The organism is Pseudomonas migulae, from assembly GCF_043225285.1.
Taxonomy (GTDB): Bacteria; Pseudomonadota; Gammaproteobacteria; order Pseudomonadales; family Pseudomonadaceae; genus Aquipseudomonas; species Aquipseudomonas migulae_C.
The window spans coordinates 4445683-4468121 of the sequence record NZ_CP171224.1; the positions used below are offsets into that span (position 1 = coordinate 4445683).

At 60.1% G+C, this 22439-nt stretch carries 21 protein-coding genes; all 21 read left to right on the top strand.

Features of this window, described 5'->3' with window-relative positions:
- Positions 1–217: 217 nt before the first annotated feature.
- On the top strand, positions 218–991 hold the full coding sequence (rfbF, locus tag ACF6ZU_RS20355; protein ID WP_094471206.1) for a glucose-1-phosphate cytidylyltransferase: 774 nt from the start codon (positions 218–220) through the stop codon (positions 989–991).
- Positions 973–2055: a CDP-glucose 4,6-dehydratase gene (gene rfbG / locus ACF6ZU_RS20360; protein ID WP_392886404.1), complete on the top strand. Its 1083-nt coding sequence runs from the start codon at positions 973–975 to the stop codon at positions 2053–2055. The genes rfbF and rfbG overlap by 19 nt, the downstream gene beginning before the upstream one ends.
- Entirely contained in the window at positions 2052–2612 is a 561-nt protein-coding gene (locus ACF6ZU_RS20365) for a dTDP-4-dehydrorhamnose 3,5-epimerase family protein (RefSeq protein WP_392886406.1), read from the top strand. The genes rfbG and ACF6ZU_RS20365 overlap by 4 nt, the downstream gene beginning before the upstream one ends.
- Positions 2609–3835: a methyltransferase domain-containing protein gene (locus tag ACF6ZU_RS20370; protein ID WP_392886409.1), complete on the top strand. Its 1227-nt coding sequence runs from the start codon at positions 2609–2611 to the stop codon at positions 3833–3835. Before ACF6ZU_RS20365 ends, ACF6ZU_RS20370 begins: the two co-directional genes overlap by 4 nt.
- Entirely contained in the window at positions 3832–4689 is an 858-nt protein-coding gene (locus tag ACF6ZU_RS20375) for an NAD-dependent epimerase/dehydratase family protein (RefSeq protein ID WP_392886411.1), read from the top strand. The genes ACF6ZU_RS20370 and ACF6ZU_RS20375 overlap by 4 nt, the downstream gene beginning before the upstream one ends.
- Entirely contained in the window at positions 4679–5749 is a 1071-nt protein-coding gene (locus tag ACF6ZU_RS20380) for a class I SAM-dependent methyltransferase (RefSeq protein ID WP_392886413.1), read from the top strand. Before ACF6ZU_RS20375 ends, ACF6ZU_RS20380 begins: the two co-directional genes overlap by 11 nt.
- 17 nt (positions 5750–5766) lie before the next feature.
- Positions 5767–6504 (top strand): cephalosporin hydroxylase family protein, encoded by a 738-nt coding sequence (locus ACF6ZU_RS20385; protein ID WP_094471212.1) that lies wholly within the window; start codon positions 5767–5769, stop codon positions 6502–6504.
- Between the two features lie 54 nt (positions 6505–6558).
- Positions 6559–9489: a TIGR00180 family glycosyltransferase gene (locus ACF6ZU_RS20390; RefSeq protein WP_392886415.1), complete on the top strand. Its 2931-nt coding sequence runs from the start codon at positions 6559–6561 to the stop codon at positions 9487–9489.
- A 103-nt stretch (positions 9490–9592) separates the two neighbouring features.
- Positions 9593–10762, top strand: a complete 1170-nt coding sequence (pseC, locus tag ACF6ZU_RS20395) for a UDP-4-amino-4,6-dideoxy-N-acetyl-beta-L-altrosamine transaminase (RefSeq protein WP_392886417.1) — start codon at positions 9593–9595, stop codon at positions 10760–10762.
- Positions 10763–10799: 37 nt separating this feature from the next.
- Entirely contained in the window at positions 10800–11495 is a 696-nt protein-coding gene (pseF, locus tag ACF6ZU_RS20400) for a pseudaminic acid cytidylyltransferase (RefSeq protein WP_392886419.1), read from the top strand.
- Positions 11492–12997, top strand: a complete 1506-nt coding sequence (pseG, locus tag ACF6ZU_RS20405; RefSeq protein WP_392886422.1) for a UDP-2,4-diacetamido-2,4,6-trideoxy-beta-L-altropyranose hydrolase — start codon at positions 11492–11494, stop codon at positions 12995–12997. Before pseF ends, pseG begins: the two co-directional genes overlap by 4 nt.
- Positions 12990–14042 (top strand): pseudaminic acid synthase, encoded by a 1053-nt coding sequence (gene pseI, locus ACF6ZU_RS20410; protein ID WP_392886424.1) that lies wholly within the window; start codon positions 12990–12992, stop codon positions 14040–14042. Before pseG ends, pseI begins: the two co-directional genes overlap by 8 nt.
- Positions 14043–14270: 228 nt before the next feature.
- Positions 14271–15197, top strand: coding sequence for a ketoacyl-ACP synthase III (locus tag ACF6ZU_RS20415; RefSeq protein WP_392886426.1), 927 nt, complete (start codon positions 14271–14273; stop codon positions 15195–15197).
- A 93-nt stretch (positions 15198–15290) separates the two neighbouring features.
- Positions 15291–16580 (top strand): motility associated factor glycosyltransferase family protein, encoded by a 1290-nt coding sequence (locus tag ACF6ZU_RS20420; RefSeq protein ID WP_392886427.1) that lies wholly within the window; start codon positions 15291–15293, stop codon positions 16578–16580.
- The gene (locus ACF6ZU_RS20425) at positions 16577–16849 is read left to right on the top strand and encodes a hypothetical protein (protein WP_392886429.1); all 273 of its coding nucleotides are present in this window, start codon (positions 16577–16579) and stop codon (positions 16847–16849) included. Before ACF6ZU_RS20420 ends, ACF6ZU_RS20425 begins: the two co-directional genes overlap by 4 nt.
- Positions 16850–17088: 239 nt before the next feature.
- Positions 17089–17940 carry a flagellin domain-containing protein gene (locus ACF6ZU_RS20430; protein ID WP_392886431.1) on the top strand — a complete coding sequence of 284 codons (852 nt, stop codon included), beginning with the start codon at positions 17089–17091 and terminating at the stop codon, positions 17938–17940.
- Between the two features lie 70 nt (positions 17941–18010).
- Positions 18011–18367 (top strand): flagellar protein FlaG, encoded by a 357-nt coding sequence (locus ACF6ZU_RS20435; protein WP_392886433.1) that lies wholly within the window; start codon positions 18011–18013, stop codon positions 18365–18367.
- 83 nt (positions 18368–18450) lie between these two features.
- Positions 18451–19896 (top strand): flagellar filament capping protein FliD, encoded by a 1446-nt coding sequence (fliD, locus tag ACF6ZU_RS20440; RefSeq protein WP_392886435.1) that lies wholly within the window; start codon positions 18451–18453, stop codon positions 19894–19896.
- A 129-nt stretch (positions 19897–20025) separates the two neighbouring features.
- Positions 20026–20421: a flagellar export chaperone FliS gene (fliS, locus tag ACF6ZU_RS20445; protein ID WP_392886438.1), complete on the top strand. Its 396-nt coding sequence runs from the start codon at positions 20026–20028 to the stop codon at positions 20419–20421.
- A gap of 10 nt (positions 20422–20431) precedes the next feature.
- Positions 20432–20728, top strand: a complete 297-nt coding sequence (locus ACF6ZU_RS20450) for a flagellar protein FliT (protein ID WP_392886440.1) — start codon at positions 20432–20434, stop codon at positions 20726–20728.
- Between the two features lie 173 nt (positions 20729–20901).
- Positions 20902–22377, top strand: a complete 1476-nt coding sequence (locus tag ACF6ZU_RS20455) for a sigma-54 dependent transcriptional regulator (protein ID WP_392886442.1) — start codon at positions 20902–20904, stop codon at positions 22375–22377.
- The last annotated feature ends 62 nt before the right edge of the window (positions 22378–22439 follow it).

Below are 22439 nucleotides of genomic sequence, written 5' to 3' on the forward strand. Positions count from 1 at the left end.
CCCTCCTTCTGTGGTCGCCGCTGCCCAACGGTAGCGGCGGCTGCCGCGCCTGCATTCGAGCTGGCGCGTTTCCTGCAAGTCCCCTGAAAATCGCCATAAATCTAGCATGTGCGACGCAGCCAAAAGCTCAAGGTTGCTGCCGCATGCGATTTATCCAGATGGTCGCAAAGCCTTGTCAGGCTTGAGTCGGCCCTGTGACGAACAAGAGGGGGAAACGATGAAGGCAGTTATTCTGGCGGGTGGTCTGGGCACGCGGATCAGCGAAGAGTCGCACCTCAAGCCCAAGCCAATGATCGAGATCGGTGGCAAGCCAATTCTCTGGCACATCATGAAGCAATATTCCGCCCACGGGATTCACGACTTCGTGATCTGCCTTGGCTACAAGGGCTACGCGATCAAGGATTTCTTCGCCAACTACTTCCTGCATACCTCCGACGTCACGTTCGACATGTGCAACAACCGCATGGACGTTCACCAGAACTACAGCGAGCCATGGCGCGTGACCCTGATCGACACCGGCGAAGACACCATGACCGGTGGCCGCTTGCGTCGCGCCGCGCGTTATCTGGAAGGCGAGGAGGCGTTCTGCTTCACCTACGGTGACGGCGTCTCGGACCTCAATATCGGCGCGCTGGTGGACTTCCACCTGACCCACGGCAAACTCGCGACCGTCACCGCCGTTCAGCCGCCGGGCCGTTACGGCGCCCTGGAGCGCGACGGTGACAGCGTCAAAGGCTTCATCGAGAAACCACGCGGTGATGGCGGCTGGATCAATGGCGGTTTCTTCGTGCTGTCACCAAAAGTGCTGCCGTACATCGCCGACGACCAGACCTCCTGGGAAGCCGAGCCGCTGGCAGCGCTGGCCAACGAACAGCAACTGCAAGCATTCCAGCACGACGGCTTCTGGCATCCGATGGACACCCTGCGCGACAAGAATCACCTTGAGCAGTTGTGGCTGAGCGGGGAGGCCCCATGGAAGCAATGGGACTGAGCCCGGAGTTCTGGCGCGGCAAGCGGGTTCTGCTGACCGGCCACACCGGTTTCAAAGGCAGTTGGCTGACGTTGTGGCTGCAAAGCCTCGGCGCCGAAGTCAGCGGTTTTTCGCTGGACCCTTCCACCGAGCCGAGCCTGTTCGAACTGGCACGGGTCCATGAAGGTATCAACGATCAGCGCGGCGACCTGCGTGACCTCGGTGCGTTGCTTGAGCTGATCGCCGAGACCCAACCGGAAATCGTCCTGCACCTGGCGGCCCAGCCGCTGGTGCGCGAAGGCTATCGCGACCCGCTGGGGACTTACTCCAGCAACGTGATGGGCACGCTCAATCTGCTTGAAGCCATCCGCCAGATCGGCGGCGTGCGTGCCTGCGTGCTGGTGACCACCGACAAGGTCTACGCCAACCAGGAATGGCTGTGGCCGTACCGCGAAAACGAAGCCCTCGGTGGCCACGATCCTTACAGCAGCAGCAAAGCCTGCTGCGAGTTGTTGGCGCAGTCTTACGCCGCTTCGTTCTTCCCTGCCGAAAAGCATGCCGAACACGGTCTGGCCCTGGCCACGGCACGGGCCGGCAATGTTCTGGGCGGCGGTGATTTTGCCCCGGAACGCTTGATTCCCGATGTGCTGAAAGCCTGGTCGGCCGATGAGCCCGTGACCCTGCGCTACCCGCAAGCCGTGCGCCCGTGGCAGCACGCGCTGGAGCCGCTGGCCGGTTACCTGCAACTGGCGGCCGGTCTTTATGAGAAGGGCCCAGAGTTCGCCGGCGCGTGGAACTTCGGCCCGAGCGAAGCGGATATGTGCAGCGTCGGTGAAGTGGTCGAATTGCTCGCCAGCCGCTGGCCGCAAGCGCGCGGCCTGCGTATCGAACCGAGTGACCTGCATGAAGCCGGTCTGCTGCGTCTCGATAGCAGCCGTGCCCGTCAGTTGCTGGCCTGGCAACCTCGCTGGTCGTTGCAGCAGTGCCTGACCCAGACCCTCGACTGGCACCTGGCGTGGCAGAACGGCGATGACATGCGTGCCATCAGTCTGGGCCAATTGAACCTGTACCGAGGCGTGCTGTGAGCGAGTTTCTGGTGAAACCTCTGCCGCTCGCCGGCTTGTTCAGCGTGCAGCACAAACGCTTCGAAGATGAGCGCGGGCACTTCGCGCGGCTGTTCTGCGAAGGCAGTCTCAATGCTTTCGGCCAACCTTTTCATATCCGCCAGATCAACCATTCCTGCACCCGCGAGCACGGCAGTGTGCGGGGGCTGCATTACCAGAACGCCAGCGCCCCGGAAGCCAAGTTGATCACCTGTCTGCGCGGTGAAGTCTGGGATGTGGCGGTGGACCTGCGCCCCGACTCGCCGACGTTCCTGCAGTGGCACGCCGAGCACCTGCGGGCGGGCGACGGTCGCAGCCTGTTGATCCCGGCCGGGTTCGCCCATGGTTTTCAGACCCTGACTGACGACGCCGAATTGCTCTACCTGCACAGCGCGGACTACACGCCGGCGCACGAAGGTGGTTTGAGCGTGAACGATCCACGGCTGGCGATTGCCTGGCCGTTGCCTGTCAATAATCTGTCGGTACGGGATTCCAGCCATCCCTTGCTCGATGAACACTTCGCTGGAGTGCGTGTATGAACTGCCGTGGTTGCGGGACTTCTCTGGCTTTGCCGCTGATCGATCTCGGCACTTCGCCGCCGTCCAACGCCTATGTGCGCGCCGATCAGCTGGAGCAAGCCGAGCAATGGGTGCCACTGAAAGTGGCGGTGTGCGAGCAGTGCTGGCTGGTGCAAACCGAGGATTACACCAGCGCCGACAGCCTGTTCGACGCTGAGTACGCCTATTTCAGTTCGTTCTCCACCACCTGGCTGGCCCACGCCGACCGCTATGTGGCCGAGATGGTCGAGCGCTTCGGTCTGACTGCCGACAGTCGCGTGGTGGAAATCGCCGCCAACGACGGTTACCTGTTGCAGTACGTGGCCGGACGCGGCATCCCGTGCCTGGGGGTCGAGCCGACCCGCAGCACCGCGCAAGCCGCGCGGGAAAAAGGCCTGGAAATCCGCGAGCTGTTCTTCGGTCGCGACACCGCCTCACAGTTAGTTAGCGAAGGCTGGTCCGCGGACCTGATGGCCGCCAATAACGTGCTGGCCCATGTGCCGGACATCAATGATTTCCTCGGCGGTTTCTCCACGTTGCTCAAGCCGACCGGTGTAGCGACGTTCGAGTTTCCGCAACTGCTGACGCTGATGGCCGGGCAGCAGTTCGATACGCTTTATCACGAACACTATTCCTACCTGTCGCTGACCGCCGTGCAGACGCTGTGCGCACGCAACGGCCTGGAAGTGTTCGACGTCAGCCAACTGTCGACCCACGGCGGATCGCTGCGGGTCTTCGTCCAGCGTGCCGACGGTGTGCGCCGCGACGTGCAGCCAGCGGTTGCGCAACAATTGCAGGCCGAACTCGTCGCCGGGGTGAAAACCCCCGAGTACTACGCGACCCTCGCACCGGCTGCCGAACGCATCAAGCACGGCCTGCTGCGCTTCCTGTTGCAGGCGAAAGCCGAGGGCAAGCGCGTGGTCGGTTACGGCGCCGCGGCCAAGGGCAACACCTTGCTCAACTATGCCGGGGTCAAGCCGGACCTGTTGGCCTGGGTGGCCGACGCCAATCCGCACAAGCAAGGCAAATACCTGCCGGGCAGTCGCATCCCGATCGTATCGCCGGCGCAGATCGACCTGGAAAAACCGGATTACATCCTGGTCCTGCCGTGGAACCTGTTGCAGGAAGTCAGTCAGCAACTGGCCCAGGTACGCGAGTGGGATGGTCGCTTTGTCATCGCCGTGCCTGAGTTGACTGTCCTGTGAAGGTCCTTGTCACCGGCGCGACCGGATTCGTTGGCCGTCACCTGGTGCAGGCCTTGCTCGCCCGTGGTTGCGAAGTCCGCGCGGTGGCACGCAATGCCGAGACCGCCGCGAACTTGCCGTGGATCAATGCCGTGGAATTCGTGGCGGCCGATATTCACGCCGCCGACCTCGATGTCTCGGCATTGACCGCTGGCATCGATGCCCTGCTGCATCTGGCCTGGCCGGGGTTGCCGAACTATCAGGCGCTGTTTCACTTCGAGCACAACTTGATGGCCGACTACCGGTTCATCAAGGGCGCGGTCGAGGCGGGTGTCGCGCAAGTGCTGGTCACCGGGACCTGTTTTGAATACGGCATGCAAAGCGGACCACTCAGCGAGCAGACCGCGCCGCAGCCGGGTAACCCTTACGGATTGGCGAAAAACACCCTGCGCCTGTTTCTGGAAAATCTGCAGCGGCTTCAACCGTTCACCCTGCAATGGGCACGGCTGTTTTACCTGCACGGAGAAGGGCAAAACCCGAACAGTCTGCTGGCGGCGCTGGACCGCGCCATCGACGCCGGTGAGGACAGTTTCAACATGTCGGCCGGCGAACAGCTGCGCGATTACCTGGCCATCGAGACGGCCGCCGGTTACCTCGCGGCCATCGTGCAACACCGTGAGTTCGACGGCGTGATCAATTGCGCCAGCGGCCAACCGGTTTCGGTCCGGGCGCTGGTCGAGCAGCGAGTGCGTGAACGTGGCGCCTCGATCCGTCTGAACCTCGGTCACTACCCATACCCGACCCACGAACCGATGGCGTTCTGGGGCGTGGCGGACCGTTTGCAACAGCTACTGGGAGCAGAGCATGAGGCATGAGTTGTATCGGGTCGCCGACCTGCCGGTGTTGCAGAATCGCACCTTTGCCGACCCCGAGTCGGCGCGGGCATCGGCCTGCGCCGACCTGTTGCTGGTGCAGGATGAACGGAGCGGGTTGATCTTCAACCAGGCCTTCGATGCCGACAAGCTCAGCTACGACGCCGACTACCAGAACGAGCAGGCGCATTCGGGCCAGTTCCAGAAGCACCTGGGTGACGTCGAAGGCATCATTGCCCGGCACTTCAAGGGCCAGGAACTGATCGAAGTCGGCTGCGGAAAAGGTTACTTCCTCGAACTGCTGAAGGGCCTGGGCTATGCGATCACCGGCATCGACCCAGCCTACGAAGGCAGCAACGCCGATGTGATCAAGGCGCCGTTCACACGCGGCCTGGGCCTGGCGGCGGACGCCATCGTGTTGCGTCATGTGCTGGAGCACATCCAGGACCCGGTGAGCTTCCTCGCCGAAATGGCCGACGCCAATCAGGGCGGGCAGATCTACATCGAAGTGCCGTGCTTCGACTGGATCCTCGACCACCGTGCCTGGTTCGACCTGTTCTACGAACACGTCAATTACTTCCGCCTCGATGACCTGCGCCGGATGTTCGGCACGGTGCACGAAGCCGGTCACCTGTTCGGTGGCCAATACCTGTACATCGTCGCCGACCTGGCGACGTTGCGCCTGACCCCGGAACAGCCGGTGCCACGCCTCGAACTGCCGCAGGGTTTCACCCGCAGTCTCGAACGCGCGGTGCAGATTATCCAGGCCGCCCCCGAACAGGGTTCGGCCATCTGGGGCGCGTCTTCCAAAGGCGTGATCTATTCGCTGTTCCTGCAACGGGCGGGGGTGGCGGTGGATCGCGTGGTGGATATCAACCCGGCCAAACAGGGTCGTTATCTGCCCCTGAGCGGCGTGCGGGTGTCCTCGCCGCAAGAGGCTTTGGACGCGTTACCCGAAGGCGCCAATCTGTTTGTGATGAACTCCAACTACCTCGAAGAAATCAAGCGGATGACCGATGGACGTTTTGTCTATCACGCCGTCGACAGCGCTTCGTTCCAGTGACTATTGAGACTAGAAAAATGACCGACAACACCATCAATACCGCCTTCGAAGCCGAATGCCAGGCAGAAATCGCGGCCCAGGGCGACGACCAGAAACTCACCGGCCTGGCCCAGGATTTCTTCAACCAGTCGGCGAAGCACAAGTACAGCTACCACTTCTCGTGGATGGGCCGTCCGATCATTCAGTTGCCGCAAGACATGATGGCGATGCAGGAAATCATCTGGCAGGTCAAACCTGACCTGGTGATCGAATGCGGTATCGCCCACGGCGGTTCGATCATCTACTACGCCTCGTTGCTGGAGCTGCAAGGCCACGGTGAAGTGCTGGGCATCGACCTCGACATTCGCCCGCACAACCGCGAAGCCATCGAGAGCCATCCGATGAGCAAGCGCATCAAAATGATCGAAGGTTCGAGCATCGATGCCGCCATCGCCGAGCAAGTGCGTGCGGCCGCCGAAGGCAAGAAAGTCATTCTGGTCCTGGACTCCAACCACACCCACGATCACGTGCTGGAAGAGCTGCGCCTGTACGCGCCACTGGTGTCGGTCGACAGCTACTGCGTGGTGATGGACACCGTGGTCGAAGACATGCCGGCCGACTTCTTCCCTGACCGTCCATGGGGCCCGGGCGACAATCCGAAGACCGCCGTGTGGAAATACCTGGAAGAAAACGCCGACTTCGAAATCGACCGTCAGTTGCAGAACAAGCTGCTGATCACCGTGGCGCCGGACGGCTACCTGCGTCGCGTTCGCTAAGCAACGACATCATTGTTCAGTTCATCGGGCGATAAGCCGGTTGTGGGGAAGAAAATGCAAGGCAATTACGGTTCTGAAAGCGGGTTACCACTGAACGAGTTGTTGACGGTGGTGATGGTCACCCATAACCGTCCGGCCTTTGCGCGCCGGGCCGTCAAGTTTTACAGCACCTTGCCTTGCAGGATTCTGCTGCTGGATTCTTCGACCCAGGTTACCGAGGGCATCGACGGCGTTTATCCCTCGGTCGATTACCGGCATGTACCGCAGTTCGGCTACCAGGGTCTGCGGGCCAAGCTGGACTACGGCGTGAAGGAGGTGACCACGCCGTACATGGTGTTCGCCGCCGACGATGACTTCATTTTGCATGACGGGATCAAGGCTGCGGTCTCGTTCCTGGAAGACAATGCCGATTACGGCATGTGCCACGGCTATTGCCTGATGTACCTGACCCTGGCGAGCAGCGTGAGCTACTACCGCCGGGACAAGAAGGTCTGTGAAGACTATTCGTCCGAGCGTGCTCAGGACCGGGTCATCGATTTCATGCAGCAATACATTCCGCCGTTCTATGCGGTTCACCGCGTCGACCTGCTGCGTGACTGGTACGCGATCATGCCAGAGGACACCAGTTTCGAATGGCAGGAAATCGGCCACGCGTACTACATGCTGGCACGGTCCAAGGCGCGAATGCTGCCGATCCCGTACGTGGTGCGCGAGGTCAACTACATGGTCTCGGAACACAAGACAGAGGTCTACGTCACCCTGACCGCCAACGATGCGAAATCGGTGGAAGACCGTGAAACGTTCGCCGAATTGCTGTCGACCTTGCCGAGCGCACACACCGGGCTCGAACCGGCGCAGGCCAAGCAGTTGGCGCTGGACAGCTTCGACGCGATGGCCGACTGCCTGCGCACCGGCCGCTCGCTGACCTCCGAACCGATTATCGAGTCGCGCTGGACCGACGTTCAGAAAGGACCGGAACGCCGGTTCGGGCTTTATCAGTACGTTGAGTTGCCTTACTACAACCAGCCGTTCTTCGATCTGTTGAGCCAGATCGAGTTTCTGCTGCACGCCATGCCGGCTGGCCGGGTCCAGCTGCAGGGACTCGAAGGCATTTGGGCTGATCAGGAAAACATGATGCGCCCGCGCAACAACGACACCGTCGACAGTGTGGTCGATCGGCTGTGGCATGCGTATGGCGCCAGTCCGTTCAACCGTCAGGTGGTTGATCGCCTGGCTCAGCAATTGAAACTGTTGGGTGAGGAGGAACCGGCGCGGAACATGTTCGCCTGGTCCGAGCGTCTGAATGCGCTATCGACTGAGGGCCATGAAGCGGCGTTCGGTGCCATGCGCTCCGGTCGCCTGCTCAAGTGGCTGGCGGCGCGAGCCCCGGACGCTGACGAAGTTGCTGCGACTTCGCGTTATCTGGCTGAGCACAACGGCGGCCCGCAATTCGGCATTCTGGTGCTGGACCTCGACAGCGACGCCGCCAAGTTGCAAATCACTCTCGACAGCTTGCTGGAAGGCCACAGCCACGCCTTCAAGATCGTGGTGTTCACCACGGGCGAACCCCTGGCGGCAACGACCGAACACAACACGCTGCACTTTGTGCGCGTGACGCCTGCCAACTATGTCGACAAGCTCAACCAGGTGACGCGTCATTCGACGTGCGACTGGATGATTCTGACGGAGGCGGGTGATGAGTTCACCGCTGGCGGCCTGTTGCGCGCCGGGCTGGAATTGCTCGCCGCGCCGGAATGCCGCGCGGTGGCGCTGGACGAAATTCAGCGCGACGCCCATGGCGCTCTGGTGGACGTGTTCCGTCCTGGTTTCAACCTCGATCTGCTGCAAAGCCTGCCCGCGCTGATGGCGCGCCACTGGCTGATCCGCAGGGACGTGTTACTGGCCGCGGGCGGTTACCAGGCCGACTTCAGCAAAGCGCTGGAATTCGACTTGCTGCTGCGCATCATCGAAGAGGGCGGTCTGGCCTGGCTGGCGCATCTGGACGAGCCGCTGCTGATCGCCCGCGCGCCGGTGCTGGAAGACAATGCCCACGAGCGTCAGGCACTGGTCCGTCACCTCGCGACCCGTGGTTACAAGGCGCAAGTCAGCTCTGAGGATACAGGCACTTACCGCATCGACTACCGTCACTCTGAACGTCCGCTCGTGTCGATCATCATTCAGAGCCAGGACAACCTGGAGCAATTGCAACGTTGCCTGACCGGCATCGTGCAGCGCACCCGCTATACCCGTTACGAAGTGTTGATCGCCGACAACAAGAGCCAGTCGCCAGAGCTTCTGCAGTGGCTGGATGGTCTAGGGCAGCCGGGTGACCGGGTGCGCGTGCTGCGCTCGCACGAGCGTCTCAGCGCATCGGCGTTGGTCAACGAAGCCAGTCGGCAAGCCGAGGGTGAGTACCTGGTGCTGCTGGCGTCGGACAGTGAGGTGGTCAATCCGAACTGGCTCGAATCCCTGCTCAACCAGGCTCAGCGCCCGGAAGTCGGCGTGGTCGGCGCCAAGTTGCAGGACCGCGACGGCAACGTGACCCAGGCCGGGCTGATCCTGGGTATGAACGGCGGTGTCGGTTCGCCCTTTGTCGGCGAGCCGAAAGATGCCAAGGGCTACTTGAACCGTCTGGTGCTGGAGCAAAGCTACTCCGCCGTCTCAGCCGTGTGCCTGATGGCCCGCAAAGCCTTGTTCAACGAAGTCGGCGGTCTGGACGAAGCGGCGTTCGCCGATGCGTTCGCTGATGTCGACCTGTGCCTCAAGGTCGGGCAGACGGGTTATCTGGTGGTATGGACGCCGCAAGTACAGGTCATTCACCCGGGCGCCTTGCCAGACGCACCGAAGGCCCTTCAAGCCTTGCGTGAAAAGTGGTCTGGTCCGTTCCAGCATGATTTGGCCTACAACCAGAACCTGGCCTTGACCGGCAAGGGCTTTACCCTCGGCGACGCCTCCAGTGTGAACTGGGCGCAGTTGCTTGCTTAAGCGGACTGATCGGCAAAAGGATTCAGCACATGTGCAACGGCAAATTGATGTTCAAGGACACGGGCTTTAGCCCGTTGATCGGGCCTTGTGTTGAGTCACGGTCATGATGCCGTACCGGATTCCCTACGGCCGACAAAGCATTGACCAGACGGACATCGACGCCGTCATGGAAGTGCTCAACTCACCGTGGCTGACGCAGGGGCCGACGATCGAGCGCTTTGAAAAAGCCTTGGCCGAACACTGCCAGGCCGAGTACGCGGTCGCGGTGTGCAACGCCACGGCGGCGTTGCACATTGCTTGCCTGGTCGCCGGACTGGGGCCGGGTGACACGCTGTGGACCAGCCCCAACACCTTCGTCGCGTCGGCCAACTGCGGACGTTACTGCGGCGCCGATGTCGATTTCGTCGACATCGACCCGCACACCCTGAACATGGATGCCCGGTTGCTGGCCGAGAAACTCGAAGTCGCCGAAGCTGCGGGCGAGCTACCCAAAGTGGTGGTGGCGGTTGCGTTCGCGGGGCAGAGTTGTGACATGCGCACGATCGCGCAATTGTCCGAGCGCTATGGTTTTGTCTTGATCGAGGACGCGTCCCACGCGGTGGGCGCCTCGTATCTGGGACGGCCGGTGGGTTGTGGCCAATACGCGGCGATGACGATTTTCAGTTTTCACCCGGTGAAGATCATCACCAGTGCCGAGGGCGGCATGGTGCTGACCAATCGCCCGGAATTCGCCGACCGTCTGCGGCGCTTGCGCAGCCATGGCATTACCGGTAATCCGGCGCAGATGAACGTGCCTGAGACCGGGTTGTGGTACTACCAGCAACTGGAGCTGGGTTTCAATTACCGCATGACCGATCTGCATGCGGCGCTGGGGCTGTCGCAGATGGCCCGGCTCGATGCGTTCGTCGCCAAGCGTCGTCAGTTGGCGGCGCGCTATGAAACACTGCTTGAAGGCCTCGCGGTGACGTTGCCGACGGTTCAGCCAGGGGCGGAATCGGCCTGGCACCTGTACGTCGTCAGGTTGCAACTGCCTCGGATCAAGCTCGACCAGACCCAGGTGTTCGAAGCGTTGCGGGCCGCCGGTCTGGGGGTGAACCTGCACTACATTCCTGTGCACTTGCAGCCGTATTATCGTGAACAAGGTTTCAAGGATGGCGACTTCCCGGAAGCCGAGCGTTACTTCTCCGAGGCCATCAGTTTGCCGCTGTACCCGGATCTGACGGACGAAGAGCAGGTTGAAGTGGTGGAGCATTTGAGGCGAGTTCTGGGTTGAACAGCATGATTGATCGTCGGGCGGCGGGAGGCTGACTGTGAGTTGCGTGGCCATCATTCCAGCCCGGGGCGGCAGCAAGCGAATTCCGCGCAAGAACCTCAAACCGTTCGACGGCGTGCCGATGATCGTCCGTTCGATCCGGGTGGCGCTGGAATCGCAGCTGTTCGACCAGGTGATCGTCAGCACCGACGACGAAGAAATCGCCGATGTCGCCCGGGCTCACGGCGCTGAAGTGCCGTTCATGCGTCCGGCTGCGCTGGCCGACGATTTCACCGGCACCGCCGCGGTGATCGTTCATGCCTTGAAGGCATTGCCGGCGTTCGATTACGCCTGCTGCGTCTACGCCACCGCTCCGTTGTTGCAAGCACGCTTCCTGCGTCAGGGCTTCGAATTACTGGCGCAGCATCCGGACAAATCCTTCGCGTTTTCCGTCACCGGTTTCGGTTTTCCCGTGCAGCGCGCCTTGACCCTAGACGAGGAGGGCGCGCTGACGTCGTTGTACCCGGAATTCCGCAACACCCGCTCGCAGGACCTGGCCGCGGCCTTTCAGGATGCCGGCCAGTTCTACTGGGGACGCAGCGACGCCTGGGTGCGCGGCGACGTGCTGTTTTCTCCGGCGAGCCTGCCGGTGATCCTGCCGCGGCACCTGGTGCAGGACATCGACACCCTCGAAGACTGGACGCGCGCCGAATACCTGTACGCCGCGTTGAAGGCCGGTGGTGAATTGCAATGAGAGTGCTGATTCGCTCCGACGCATCGCCCACCATCGGCAGCGGGCATATCGCCCGCTTGTTGCCGTTGGCCCGGACCTTGCGCAAACAGGGCTCGCACGTTGCTTTCGTCTGTCGCCAACTGCCCGGGCATCGGCTCGACATGCTCGCGGCCGAAGGCTTCGAAACCTTCGCGTTGCCGCAGCGTTATCCCGGCGAAGACCCGCAACAAGCCATCGAATCCCTGTTGCCGTGGCAGGCGGACATCGACGCGCTGGCACACGCACTGGACAGCCATCCCACGTTCGACTGGATCATCGTCGATCACTATGGCCTCGACTATCACTGGCAGACGGCGGCCCGGCGCTGGGCGCCACGGATCGCCGCAGTGGATGACCTTGCCACCCGCCAGTACGACGTCGACTTGCTGCTCAATCAGAACCTGTTGGGTACGCCGCAGGCTTATGCTTCGCTGCTTCCCCTCGGCTGCCAGACGTTGTTCGGTCCGCGATTCGCCATGCTGCGTGACGAGTTCTGCTGCCCGGCGATCCCGATCAAGCCTCAGGCCAAACGGGTGCTGGTGAATTTCGGCGGTTTCGATGCGGCGATGCAGACTCATCACGCCATGTTGGCGATGGCCGAGTTCCCTGAGCTGGAAGTCGACTTCGTCGCCGGTGCCGATAACCCGGCCTGGGAGAACATGCAGGCGCTGGCGGCGGATCATCCGAATTGGCGCTTGCACAGTTTTGTCAGCGACTTCTACCGCCTGATGACTGAGGCCGACCTGTTTGTCGGCGCCGGCGGCGGTACCAGTTGGGAGCGGGCGGCCCTGGGGTTGCCGACGATTTGCATCGCGGTTTCGAATAATCAACAGGCCAATGGCGAGGCCATGGCCGCTTCGGGCGCTCATGTTTACCTGGGACCTCGTGAGCAGGTGAGCGTCGAGCAGCTGCGTCAGGCAATCGGTTTTGTCGCGGGCAACCCCGGCATACGCCGCAGCATGGCCGAGCATTCGCGACAGCTGGTGGATGGTCGCGGCGCCCAGCGGGTAGCTGCAGCTTTGGCTGGCGCGGTGTTGCAGGTTCGCCCTGCCACTGCAGACGATGCGCAGCTGCTGTTCGACGGACGCAACGCTGAAGCGGTGCGGCGCTGGTCGCTGGAGACCGGGGTGATCGAATGGTCGTCGCATCAAAAGTGGCTGGCCGCCAGTTTGCACAATGCCCAGCGTTTGTTGTTGATCGCCGAGACCGATGACGGTCCGGTGGGCGTATTGCGTTATGACCTGCGCGGACTTGAGGCCGAAGTCTCGATTTATCTGTTCGAAGAGCGCATCGGCCTGGGCTGGGGCAGGGCGCTGCTGGCCCGGGGCGAGGCCTTCGCGATCAACCATTGGCCGCAACTGCGGGCCATCACTGCTCAAGTGCTGCCCGCAAATCAGCCCTCGCTGAAGGTGTTTCGCGAGGCCGGTTTCACACAGAGTGCTTGCGCGTTCACGCGCGTATTGAAGGATGACAGCAATGACTAGTTTCAAGATCGGCCATCGTTCCATCGGTGCCGATGCGCCGCCGTTCATCATCGCCGAGATGAGCGGCAACCATAACCAGTCCCTGGACATGGCGCTGCAAATCGTCGACGCCGCGGCCAAGGCCGGTGCGCATGCCTTGAAACTGCAAACCTACACTGCCGACACCATGACGCTGGACCTGTCCGAGGGCGAGTTCTTCATCAAGGACCCCAACAGTCTGTGGGCCGGATCTTCGCTGTATGCGCTGTACGAAAAAGCCCATACGCCGTGGGAATGGCACGCGCCGATCTTCGCCCGCGCCAAGGAGCTGGGGATGCTCGCGTTCTCCACGCCGTTCGATGACAGCGCGGTGAACTTCCTCGAAAGCCTCGACGTGCCGGCGTACAAGATCGCCAGCTTCGAGAACACCGACCTGCCGCTGATCCGTCGCGTTGCTGCCACCGGCAAACCGTTGATCATTTCCACCGGCATGGCCAGCATCGCCGAACTCGACGAAACCGTACGGGCCGCCCGCGGGGCCGGTTGCAAGGACCTGGTGTTGCTCAAGTGCACCAGCACCTACCCGGCCACGCCGGCCAACAGCAACGTGCGGACGATTCCTCATCTGCGGGAACTGTTTGGCTGTGAAGTCGGGCTCTCCGACCACTCCATGGGCGTCGGTGTGTCCGTGGCGGCGGTGGCGCTCGGGGCGACGGTGGTGGAAAAACACTTCACCCTCGACCGTAGCGCGGGTGGCGTGGACGCCAGTTTTTCCCTCGAGCCGGCTGAACTCGCCAGCCTGGTGATCGAAACTGAACGCGCCTGGCAGGCCATGGGTCAGGTGCATTACGGCGTCACTGAAGCCGAGCGCAAGTCGCTGGTGTATCGGCGATCGCTCTACGTGACCGAAGACATGGCGGCCGGCGAGCCGTTCACCGGTGCCAATCTGCGTGCCATTCGTCCGGGCCTGGGGCTGGCTCCCAAACATGCAGAAACCCTTCTGGGCCGTCGCGCCCGTCAGGCCATCAAGCGCGGAACGCCGCTGGACTGGTCCTTGGTCGAATAACCTGTTGTGGGTTGATTCGGCAAAATAGCGTGACCTGCGAGTCATAACGCGCATCTTCACTGTATTGTATTGATCGGGAAGGTGGCGCCTGGCCTGTTTCTGGCCCAGTGATAGCCTTTTATTCTTCCCGCTGTCGCCCCGATAAGGCGGCAGATTTCCTCTGTTTGTCGGCGCCCCTCGAATCATTACGAGCGGTGGTATTGGGCTGTTTATTATTGGGAAGCCGTAATGATTGGCATAAAAAGCATTGCGAGCTACGTTCCTGTAGCCGGCGTGGACAATTACGCACAAGGTGCAAAATTCGAAAAGGATGAAGAATTCATCCTTGGCAAAATCGGTTCGGCCTTCCTGCCGCGCAAAGACGCCGGGCAGGAAACTTCGGACCTGTGTGTCGAAGCAGTCAATGCGCTATTTGCCAATAACCCGGACTTGAAACGCGAATCCATTGACGTGCTGATCGTCGTCACCCAGAACGGTGACGAAGAAGGCCTGCCGCACACAGCTGCCATCGTTCAGGACAAGCTGGGCCTGCCGACCACCGTGGCGGCGTTCGATATTTCCCTGGGCTGTTCCGGTTACGTATACGGCATCTACGCGATCAAGGGCTTCATGGAAGCCGCGGGCCTGAAGAATGGCCTGCTGGTCACCGCCGATCCGTATTCGAAGATCGTCGACCCGGAAGACCGCAACACCACCATGCTCTTCGGTGACGCGGCCACCGCAACCTGGATGGGCGAAAACGCACCGTGGCAGCTGGGCAAAGCCAAGTTCGGCACCGACGGTTCCGGCGCGCCGCACTTGAAGGTCTCCGATGGCGTGTTCTTCATGAACGGCCGTCAGGTGTTCAACTTCGCGCTGCTCAAGGTTCCTGCGCATTTGCATGAGCTGCTGACCGATTCGCAACTGACGCCGGCCGATGTCGATGCTTTCTGCATTCACCAGGGCAGCGCCGCGATCGTCGACGCCGTGGCGCGCCGTTTCGAAGGCGAGCCGGAGAAGTTCATCAAGGACATGGTCGAGACCGGCAACACCGTGTCGTCGAGCATTCCGCTGCTGCTGGAAAAACACGTGCTGGACTCCGACTGGAAGCGCGTTGCGCTCAGCGGTTTCGGTGTGGGGCTGTCCTGGGGTTCGGCGATCATCTATCGCCCTTGAATCCTGTGCTGTAGTCGAAAAAAGCCAGGCACAAAAATAGCGCTCAGGGTGTAATCTTGAGCGCTATTTTTTTTGTTTGGCGAGCGAGGCGATATGAGCGACAGCTTTGACCACAATGCTCAGGTGATAGAGCGACGCTGGCCGGCGTTGTTTGCACGGCTGGTCACCGAATGCAGCATGGAAGAGCAGGCTGAACTGGTGGAAGGTTTGGGCTCGACTCTCAGTATTGCCGGCATTCAGCTCACCAGTCGCCATGACCGCACGCGTGAAGCGCGCCTGCAGGCCGCCAGCCTGCCGCCGGAGAGTCCGGTGGTGCATGTCTATGGCACAGGGCTGGGTGACTTGCCGAGCGTGTTGCTGGAAAGCGACGTTCAGCGTGTCTACGTGCATATCCTCAACGGGGCGATTTTTCGGTTGACCCTGCAGCTGCTCGATCAGTGTCACTGGCTCAGCGATCCACGGATCGAGTTGAGGTACGCCGGTGATTCGTCGGACATCTGCATGCCGTTTTTTGCCTTGCCTTCCGAGATGCTGCTGGCAGACGACTTCAACGCCAAGATCCGTGATCGGCTGATCAGCGAAGTGCACCTGGCCTTCAGCAATCGCAGGTTTGATCCGACATCTCCGGAAATCATCCGCCGGCTGGAAGAGAGCGTTGAGCTGGTCAGCCAGGATGCCGATGTCGCCGAGCTGTTCGCGACCTGTCCAGGACGGGAGGTGTACGTCATTGCTACGGGGCCGAGCCTCGAACACCACTTCGAACAGCTTCGGGCCATACGCGAGCAAACCCCGCGGCCGTTGTTAATCAGCGTCGATACCGCCTACCGTCCCCTGCGCGAGCACGGCATTGCACCGGACATAGTGGTCAGCATCGACCAGCGCATCGGCCTCAGCCACTTGCCGCCCGAAGATACGGGTGACATCCCTTTGGTTTATTTGCCCCTGAGCGACCCGCAGGTCCTGTCAGCCTGGCAAGGCGCCCGATACGTCGGGTATTCCGCCAGCCCGGTCTATGCCGCGCTGCGTCAGCAACTGCCCAAGGCTGAACTGTACGTGGGCGGCAGTGTGATTCATCCGGCGGTGGACCTGGCGGTGAAAATGGGCGCGGACCGGATCACCCTGTTCGGCGCCGACTTTGCATTCCCGATGAATAAAACCCACGCCGGCTGGGGCGATGGCGATCTGGGGCCAGGCGTAAGCCAAGCCAGGCACTGGGTACTCGACGGCAATGGTCAGCGGGTCAGCACCCAACTGAACTTTCGCAGTTACCTGTGCGAGCTGGAGCGTTATATCGCCGGGCACCCGCAGGTGAGCTTTTTCAACAGCAGTCGGGCTGGCGCGATGATTGTCGGAACGATGTTCAATCAGGAGTTCGTACAGTGAACGGGTTCGCACAATGCATCAGCGATTGCCGCCAGTGCGCGCTGCTGTTCCGTCTCGGGCGAGATGTCGAGGCGGCGCTGAACATGGTCGATGTCTTCGAACAGTCGCAGGCGCTAATCAGTCAAATGCCGCAGACGATCCAACAGCAGTGGGCGCAACTGCTGATGTCGATGCTCGCGGCTCAGGAAGCGCAGAACTGGCTGGGGTTGGCGGATTCGATGGAATACGAATTGGTTGATTTGCTCGAAGCGGGTCCGTCCCCGCGTTGAGCGTTCACTGCCGGCTGATGCGACTGACGATCGCCGGCGATTCTCTGGCGTCATTTTTTCCTCTGGTGGGTGTCTTGCAAGCCTTTGTTTTCATAGGGGTGGCAGTGTGATGGCAAATTTTTTTCAAAAAGCCCTCAAGCAACCTGCAATCGCGACGATAACTACTACGAAGGTTCTCTAGGCCATACCCGGCGGTTGCCAGGGCCGGAAGCCAGTACCCAACCAACGAGGAATTCATCATGCCATTAGGCGTAAACACTAACGTTGCATCCCTGAACGTTCAAAAGAACCTGGGCCGTGCTTCGGATGCTCTGTCGACCTCCATGACTCGCTTGTCTTCCGGCCTGAAAATCAACAGCGCTAAAGACGACGCCGCCGGCCTGCAGATCGCTACTCGTATGACCAGCCAGATCCGTGGTCAGACCGTAGCCATCAAAAACGCCAACGATGGTATCTCGATGGCTCAGACCGCTGAAGGCGCTCTGCAAGAGACCACCAACATTCTGCAGCGTATGCGTGAACTGGCTGTTCAAGCCCGTAACGGTACCAACATCACTGCTGACCGTACCGCAACCAACTCCGAATTCACCCAGCTGTCCGACGAGCTGACTCGTATCGCCGCCAGCACCAACCTGAACGGCAAAAACCTGCTGGACGGTACTGCTGGCAGCATGGTTCTGCAAGTTGGTTCCAACACCGGTACCAACAACCAGATCACCCTGACCCTGAGCACCAGCTTCGCTGCTTCCAGCCTGTCCGTAGGTTCGGGTACTACCGTTCTGACCGGTGCTACCAGTGCTGCTGCTTTCTCGAACATCGACGGTGCAATCACCGCGATCGACAAAGCTCTGGACTCGGTGAACGCCGTTCGCGCCAACCTCGGTGCTTCGCAAAACCGTCTGACCAGCACCATCTCCAACCTGCAGAACGTCAACGAAAACGCCACCGCTGCACTGGGTCGCGTACAAGACACTGACTTCGCTGCTGAAACTGCCAACCTGACCAAACAGCAAACTCTGCAACAAGCTTCCACCGCTGTTCTGGCTCAAGCCAACCAGTTGCCTTCCGCTGTACTGAAGCTGCTTCAGTAATTCGGTTGAGTTTTAGCGGGGGAGTGCGCTTGTCGTGCTCTCTCGCTTTTTAGCTTCAGGAGTGATGGACATGGACATGAGCGTAAAGCTGAACTTGTCTTACCCGGCGGCTCATCCGGCGAACGCGACGGTGGCTCAATCGACTGGCGTTTCTTACGGCGCAAGCGATAACGATCAGTCGGTGGCTGGCAGTAAAGACTCGGATCCGAACAAGCTGAAACTGGCTGTGCAGGAAATCGAGAAGTTCGTCCAGTCGATCAAGCGGAATCTGGAGTTCTCGATTGATGAGGCGTCCGGAAAAGTGGTTGTTAAAGTGATTGCCACGGAATCCGGTGAAGTGGTGCGGCAGATCCCTTCCGAAGAAGCCTTGAAGCTGGCAGAAAGTTTGAATACTGCAAGCAACGTTCTGTTTGACGCCAAAGCCTGACAGCTGGCATGAATCGTGTTTGTGCTTTGATGTGATGGTGCGACCGGTCAAAAGACCGGCGGCAGACATTTAGGGAGATCTACATGGCAAGTCCAATTACAACCGGTACGGGCCTTGGCTCCAATCTGGACATCAGTTCGATCGTCAATGCATTGGTCAACGCTGACAGTTCGGCCAAGCAAAACCAGATCAAAAACCAGACCACGATCAATACCGCGAAAATTTCGGGTGTCGGCTCGCTCAAAAGTGCCCTGGCCGCCTATCAGGCCGCCATGGATAAGCTGAGCAGCGCGACCAGCCCAGCGTTCAGTGGTTTCGCTGCAACGTCGTCGTCGCCGACCGTCTTGACCGCGGTTTCCGATAACACAGCTGTCAATGGTTCCTACGTCATCAAAGTCAACAATCTGGCTACCAGCTCCAAAGTTGCCAGTGCTTCTTTTGCAGGCGGTGCGACCAGTGCCATTCCGACTGGTACCTTGAAAATCAGTCAAAATGGCACTGACTACAATGTGGCAATTCCAGCCGGTGCGACGCTGCAAAGCACTCGCGATGCGATCAACACCACGCTGAGCGCCCAGGGAATTTCAGCCAACATCGTCACTGACAGCAGCGGTTCGCGCCTGGTCATCGGGTCGACCGTGACCGGAAAGGGCTCGGACCTGGTCGTGAGCGGTATCGCAGGTCTGAACATCGACGGTACGCAGTTGATGGGGACCATTCCCGATCCTGCAAACCCGGGGCAGACCCTGCCGGATCCAGCCAGTTCCGGGACTATCGGTGCGCTGGCTGTCGATGCGAACCTGACGGTCGATGGCCTGCCTGTGCCTAGCAAATCCAACACCATCAGTGGTGCGGTGGGCGGGTTGAGTCTGACTCTGGTAGCGGCGGGCACTTCCACGGTCACCGTGGCGACGAACACGACCGGTCTGCAGACATCGATTCAGTCGTTTGTCGACGCTTACAACACGCTGATCAAAACAGTTAACTCGTTGACTCAGGCCACGGCCGACAAAGATGGCAAGCTGACCGTCTCGGCACCGATGACCGGTGATTCCTTGCCGCGTTCGCTTATTGCCGATATCCGCAAAGAGCTGACTACCCCGGGCCCTGGCGGACAGTTGTCTGTACTGGCGCAATTGGGTATCACCACCGATCAGAAAGCCGGCACCTTGAACTTCGACTCCAGCAAGTTCAACACGGCAATGAAAGACAAGTCGCTGGGTAGTCAGGTGCAGACGCTGTTCACCGGCACGAACAGCACCAACGGTCTGCTGGCGCGAATGAAGACGGCGATGACTCCGTACGTGCAGACCGGTGGAATACTGGACCAGCGCTCCACGAGTCTGGGCAAGCAGAAAACCGACCTGAGTGCTCAGCAGGTGGCACTGGATCTGCGTGTGGAAGCGATGACGAAGACGCTGACTGCCAAGTACAATGCGATGGATCTGTTGGTTGGACAGATGAAGGCGACGGCGAGCAACATTACTTCGTTCTTCGACACCATGAACGCTCAAGCCAAAAGCTCATAGTTGAATATTTGGCACAAAAAACCCGGTTACGTTTTCACGTGCCGGGTTTTTGTCTTCTGCTTTAAAGTTTTTTGACTCTGAGACGATATATTGGTTAGGCGAGTCCTAACGTTGTGATGAGGTAAGAACATGAATCCGATGTTGGCCCTTCGGCAATATCAGAAAATCGGAGCGCAAGCTCAAGTCTCCGAAGCCAGTCCGCACCGTTTGGTGCAAATGCTGATGGAAGGCGGGCTTGATCGCATTGCTCAAGCCAAAGGGGCTATCGAGCGAGGCGATGTTCCGGGCAAAGGTGTCTTGATCAGCAAGGCCATTGGCATCATTGGCGGCTTGCGAGAGGGCCTGGATCTCGAGAACCGGGCTGATGAGGTGGAGCAGCTGGATAACCTCTATATCTATATGATGAAGCGTCTGGCCGAGGCTAACATCAAGACTGATCCTGTGCTTCTCGACGAAGTTTCCGATTTGCTTCGGACCGTCAAAGACGGTTGGGATGGAATTGCCGCACCGGATCCGCAGTTTTAAGGAGATCACCATGAGTCTGGTATTGCAGCGAATCGAAAACACTCGCGAAGCACTGGTCGGTGCATTGGCCGAGCGCGACTGGGAGGCCATTGGTGAACTGGACCTGGCTTGCCGTTCCTGCATGGAGGACGTCTTGAGTGAAGCTTCGGTGGACGAGGCGCTGTTGCGTAAAAATCTTGAGGAGTTGCTGTGGGTCTACAAGCAGCTTCTGGAGGCGGCGACAGGGGAGAGGCAGGCAATAGTTGATGAGATGTCGCAGATCCATCAAGCACAGAACGCTGCAAAGGTTTACCATCTGTTTGGTTAATTAATCCTCAGTTAATCCAGACCTGGCGCGCCATAAATTTGACTGTGCACGGTTTTTTGACTTAACTAGTGGCTGGTTGCAGATTTCAGGCGTCAACAGGCTTAACGTATTGGCTGGCGTCTAGATTGCCCCTCATTTTCGGGCATTGAGTTGACTAGGGAAGTTGCTATTGCATGTGGCGTGAAACCAAAATTCTGCTGATTGATGACGATAGCGTCCGCCGCCGCGATTTGGCGGTGATCTTGAATTTTCTTGGCGAAGAAAATTTACCCTGCGGTAGCCATGACTGGCAGCAGGCTGTCGGCTCTTTGTCATCAAGTCGTGAAGTGATCTGTGTCCTCATCGGGACGGTCAATGCTCCTGGCGCACTTCCGGGCTTGTTAAAGACACTCTCAACCTGGGATGAGTTCCTTCCGGTTTTGTTAATGGGCGATAATTCTTCCGTTGACTTGCCAGAAGACCAGCGTCGCCGAGTGCTTTCGACCCTCGAAATGCCGCCCAGCTACAGCAAACTTCTCGATTCGCTGCACCGTGCCCAGGTCTATCGCGAGATGTACGACCAGGCCCGCGAGCGCGGTCGTCACCGTGAACCCAATCTTTTCCGCAGTCTTGTCGGCACCAGCCGGGCGATTCAACACGTCCGCCAGATGATGCAGCAAGTCGCCGACACCGACGCCAGCGTGCTGATCCTCGGCGAGTCCGGCACCGGCAAGGAAGTGGTCGCACGTAACCTGCACTATCACTCCAAGCGTCGTGACGCACCGTTCGTTCCGGTCAACTGCGGGGCGATCCCGGCCGAGTTGCTGGAAAGCGAACTGTTTGGTCACGAGAAGGGCGCTTTCACCGGGGCAATCACCAGCCGCGCCGGTCGTTTCGAGCTGGCCAACGGTGGCACGCTGTTCCTTGATGAAATCGGCGATATGCCGCTGCCGATGCAGGTCAAGCTGTTGCGTGTGCTGCAGGAGCGCACCTTCGAACGTGTGGGCAGCAACAAGACCCAGAGCGTAGATGTGCGGATCATCGCGGCGACCCACAAGAATCTCGAAAGCATGATCGAGATCGGCACCTTCCGCGAAGACTTGTACTACCGCCTGAACGTGTTCCCGATCGAGATGGCGCCACTGCGCGAACGTGTCGAAGACATTCCGTTGCTGATGAACGAACTGATCTCGCGCATGGAACACGAAAAGCGCGGTTCGATCCGTTTCAACTCTGCAGCGATCATGTCGCTGTGTCGTCACGGCTGGCCGGGCAACGTCCGCGAGCTGGCCAACCTGGTGGAGCGCATGGCGATCATGCATCCGTACGGGGTGATCGGCGTGGTCGAGCTGCCGAAGAAATTCCGCTATGTCGACGACGAAGACGAGCAGATGGTCGACAGCCTGCGCAGCGATCTGGAAGAGCGCGTGGCCATCAACGGTCATACGCCTGACTTTACCGCCAATGCCATGCTGCCGCCGGAAGGGCTGGACCTGAAGGACTACCTCGGTGGCCTGGAACAAGGGCTGATCCAGCAGGCGCTGGACGACGCCAATGGCATCGTGGCGCGCGCGGCTGAACGCCTGCGGATTCGTCGCACCACGCTGGTGGAAAAGATGCGCAAGTACGGCATGAGCCGTCGCGAGGGCGATGAACAGGCGGATGATTGACGCCTGTTCCCGGTAATCCGTAAGGAACCAAAAAAAGGCCAGCGCGAAACGCTGGCCTTTTT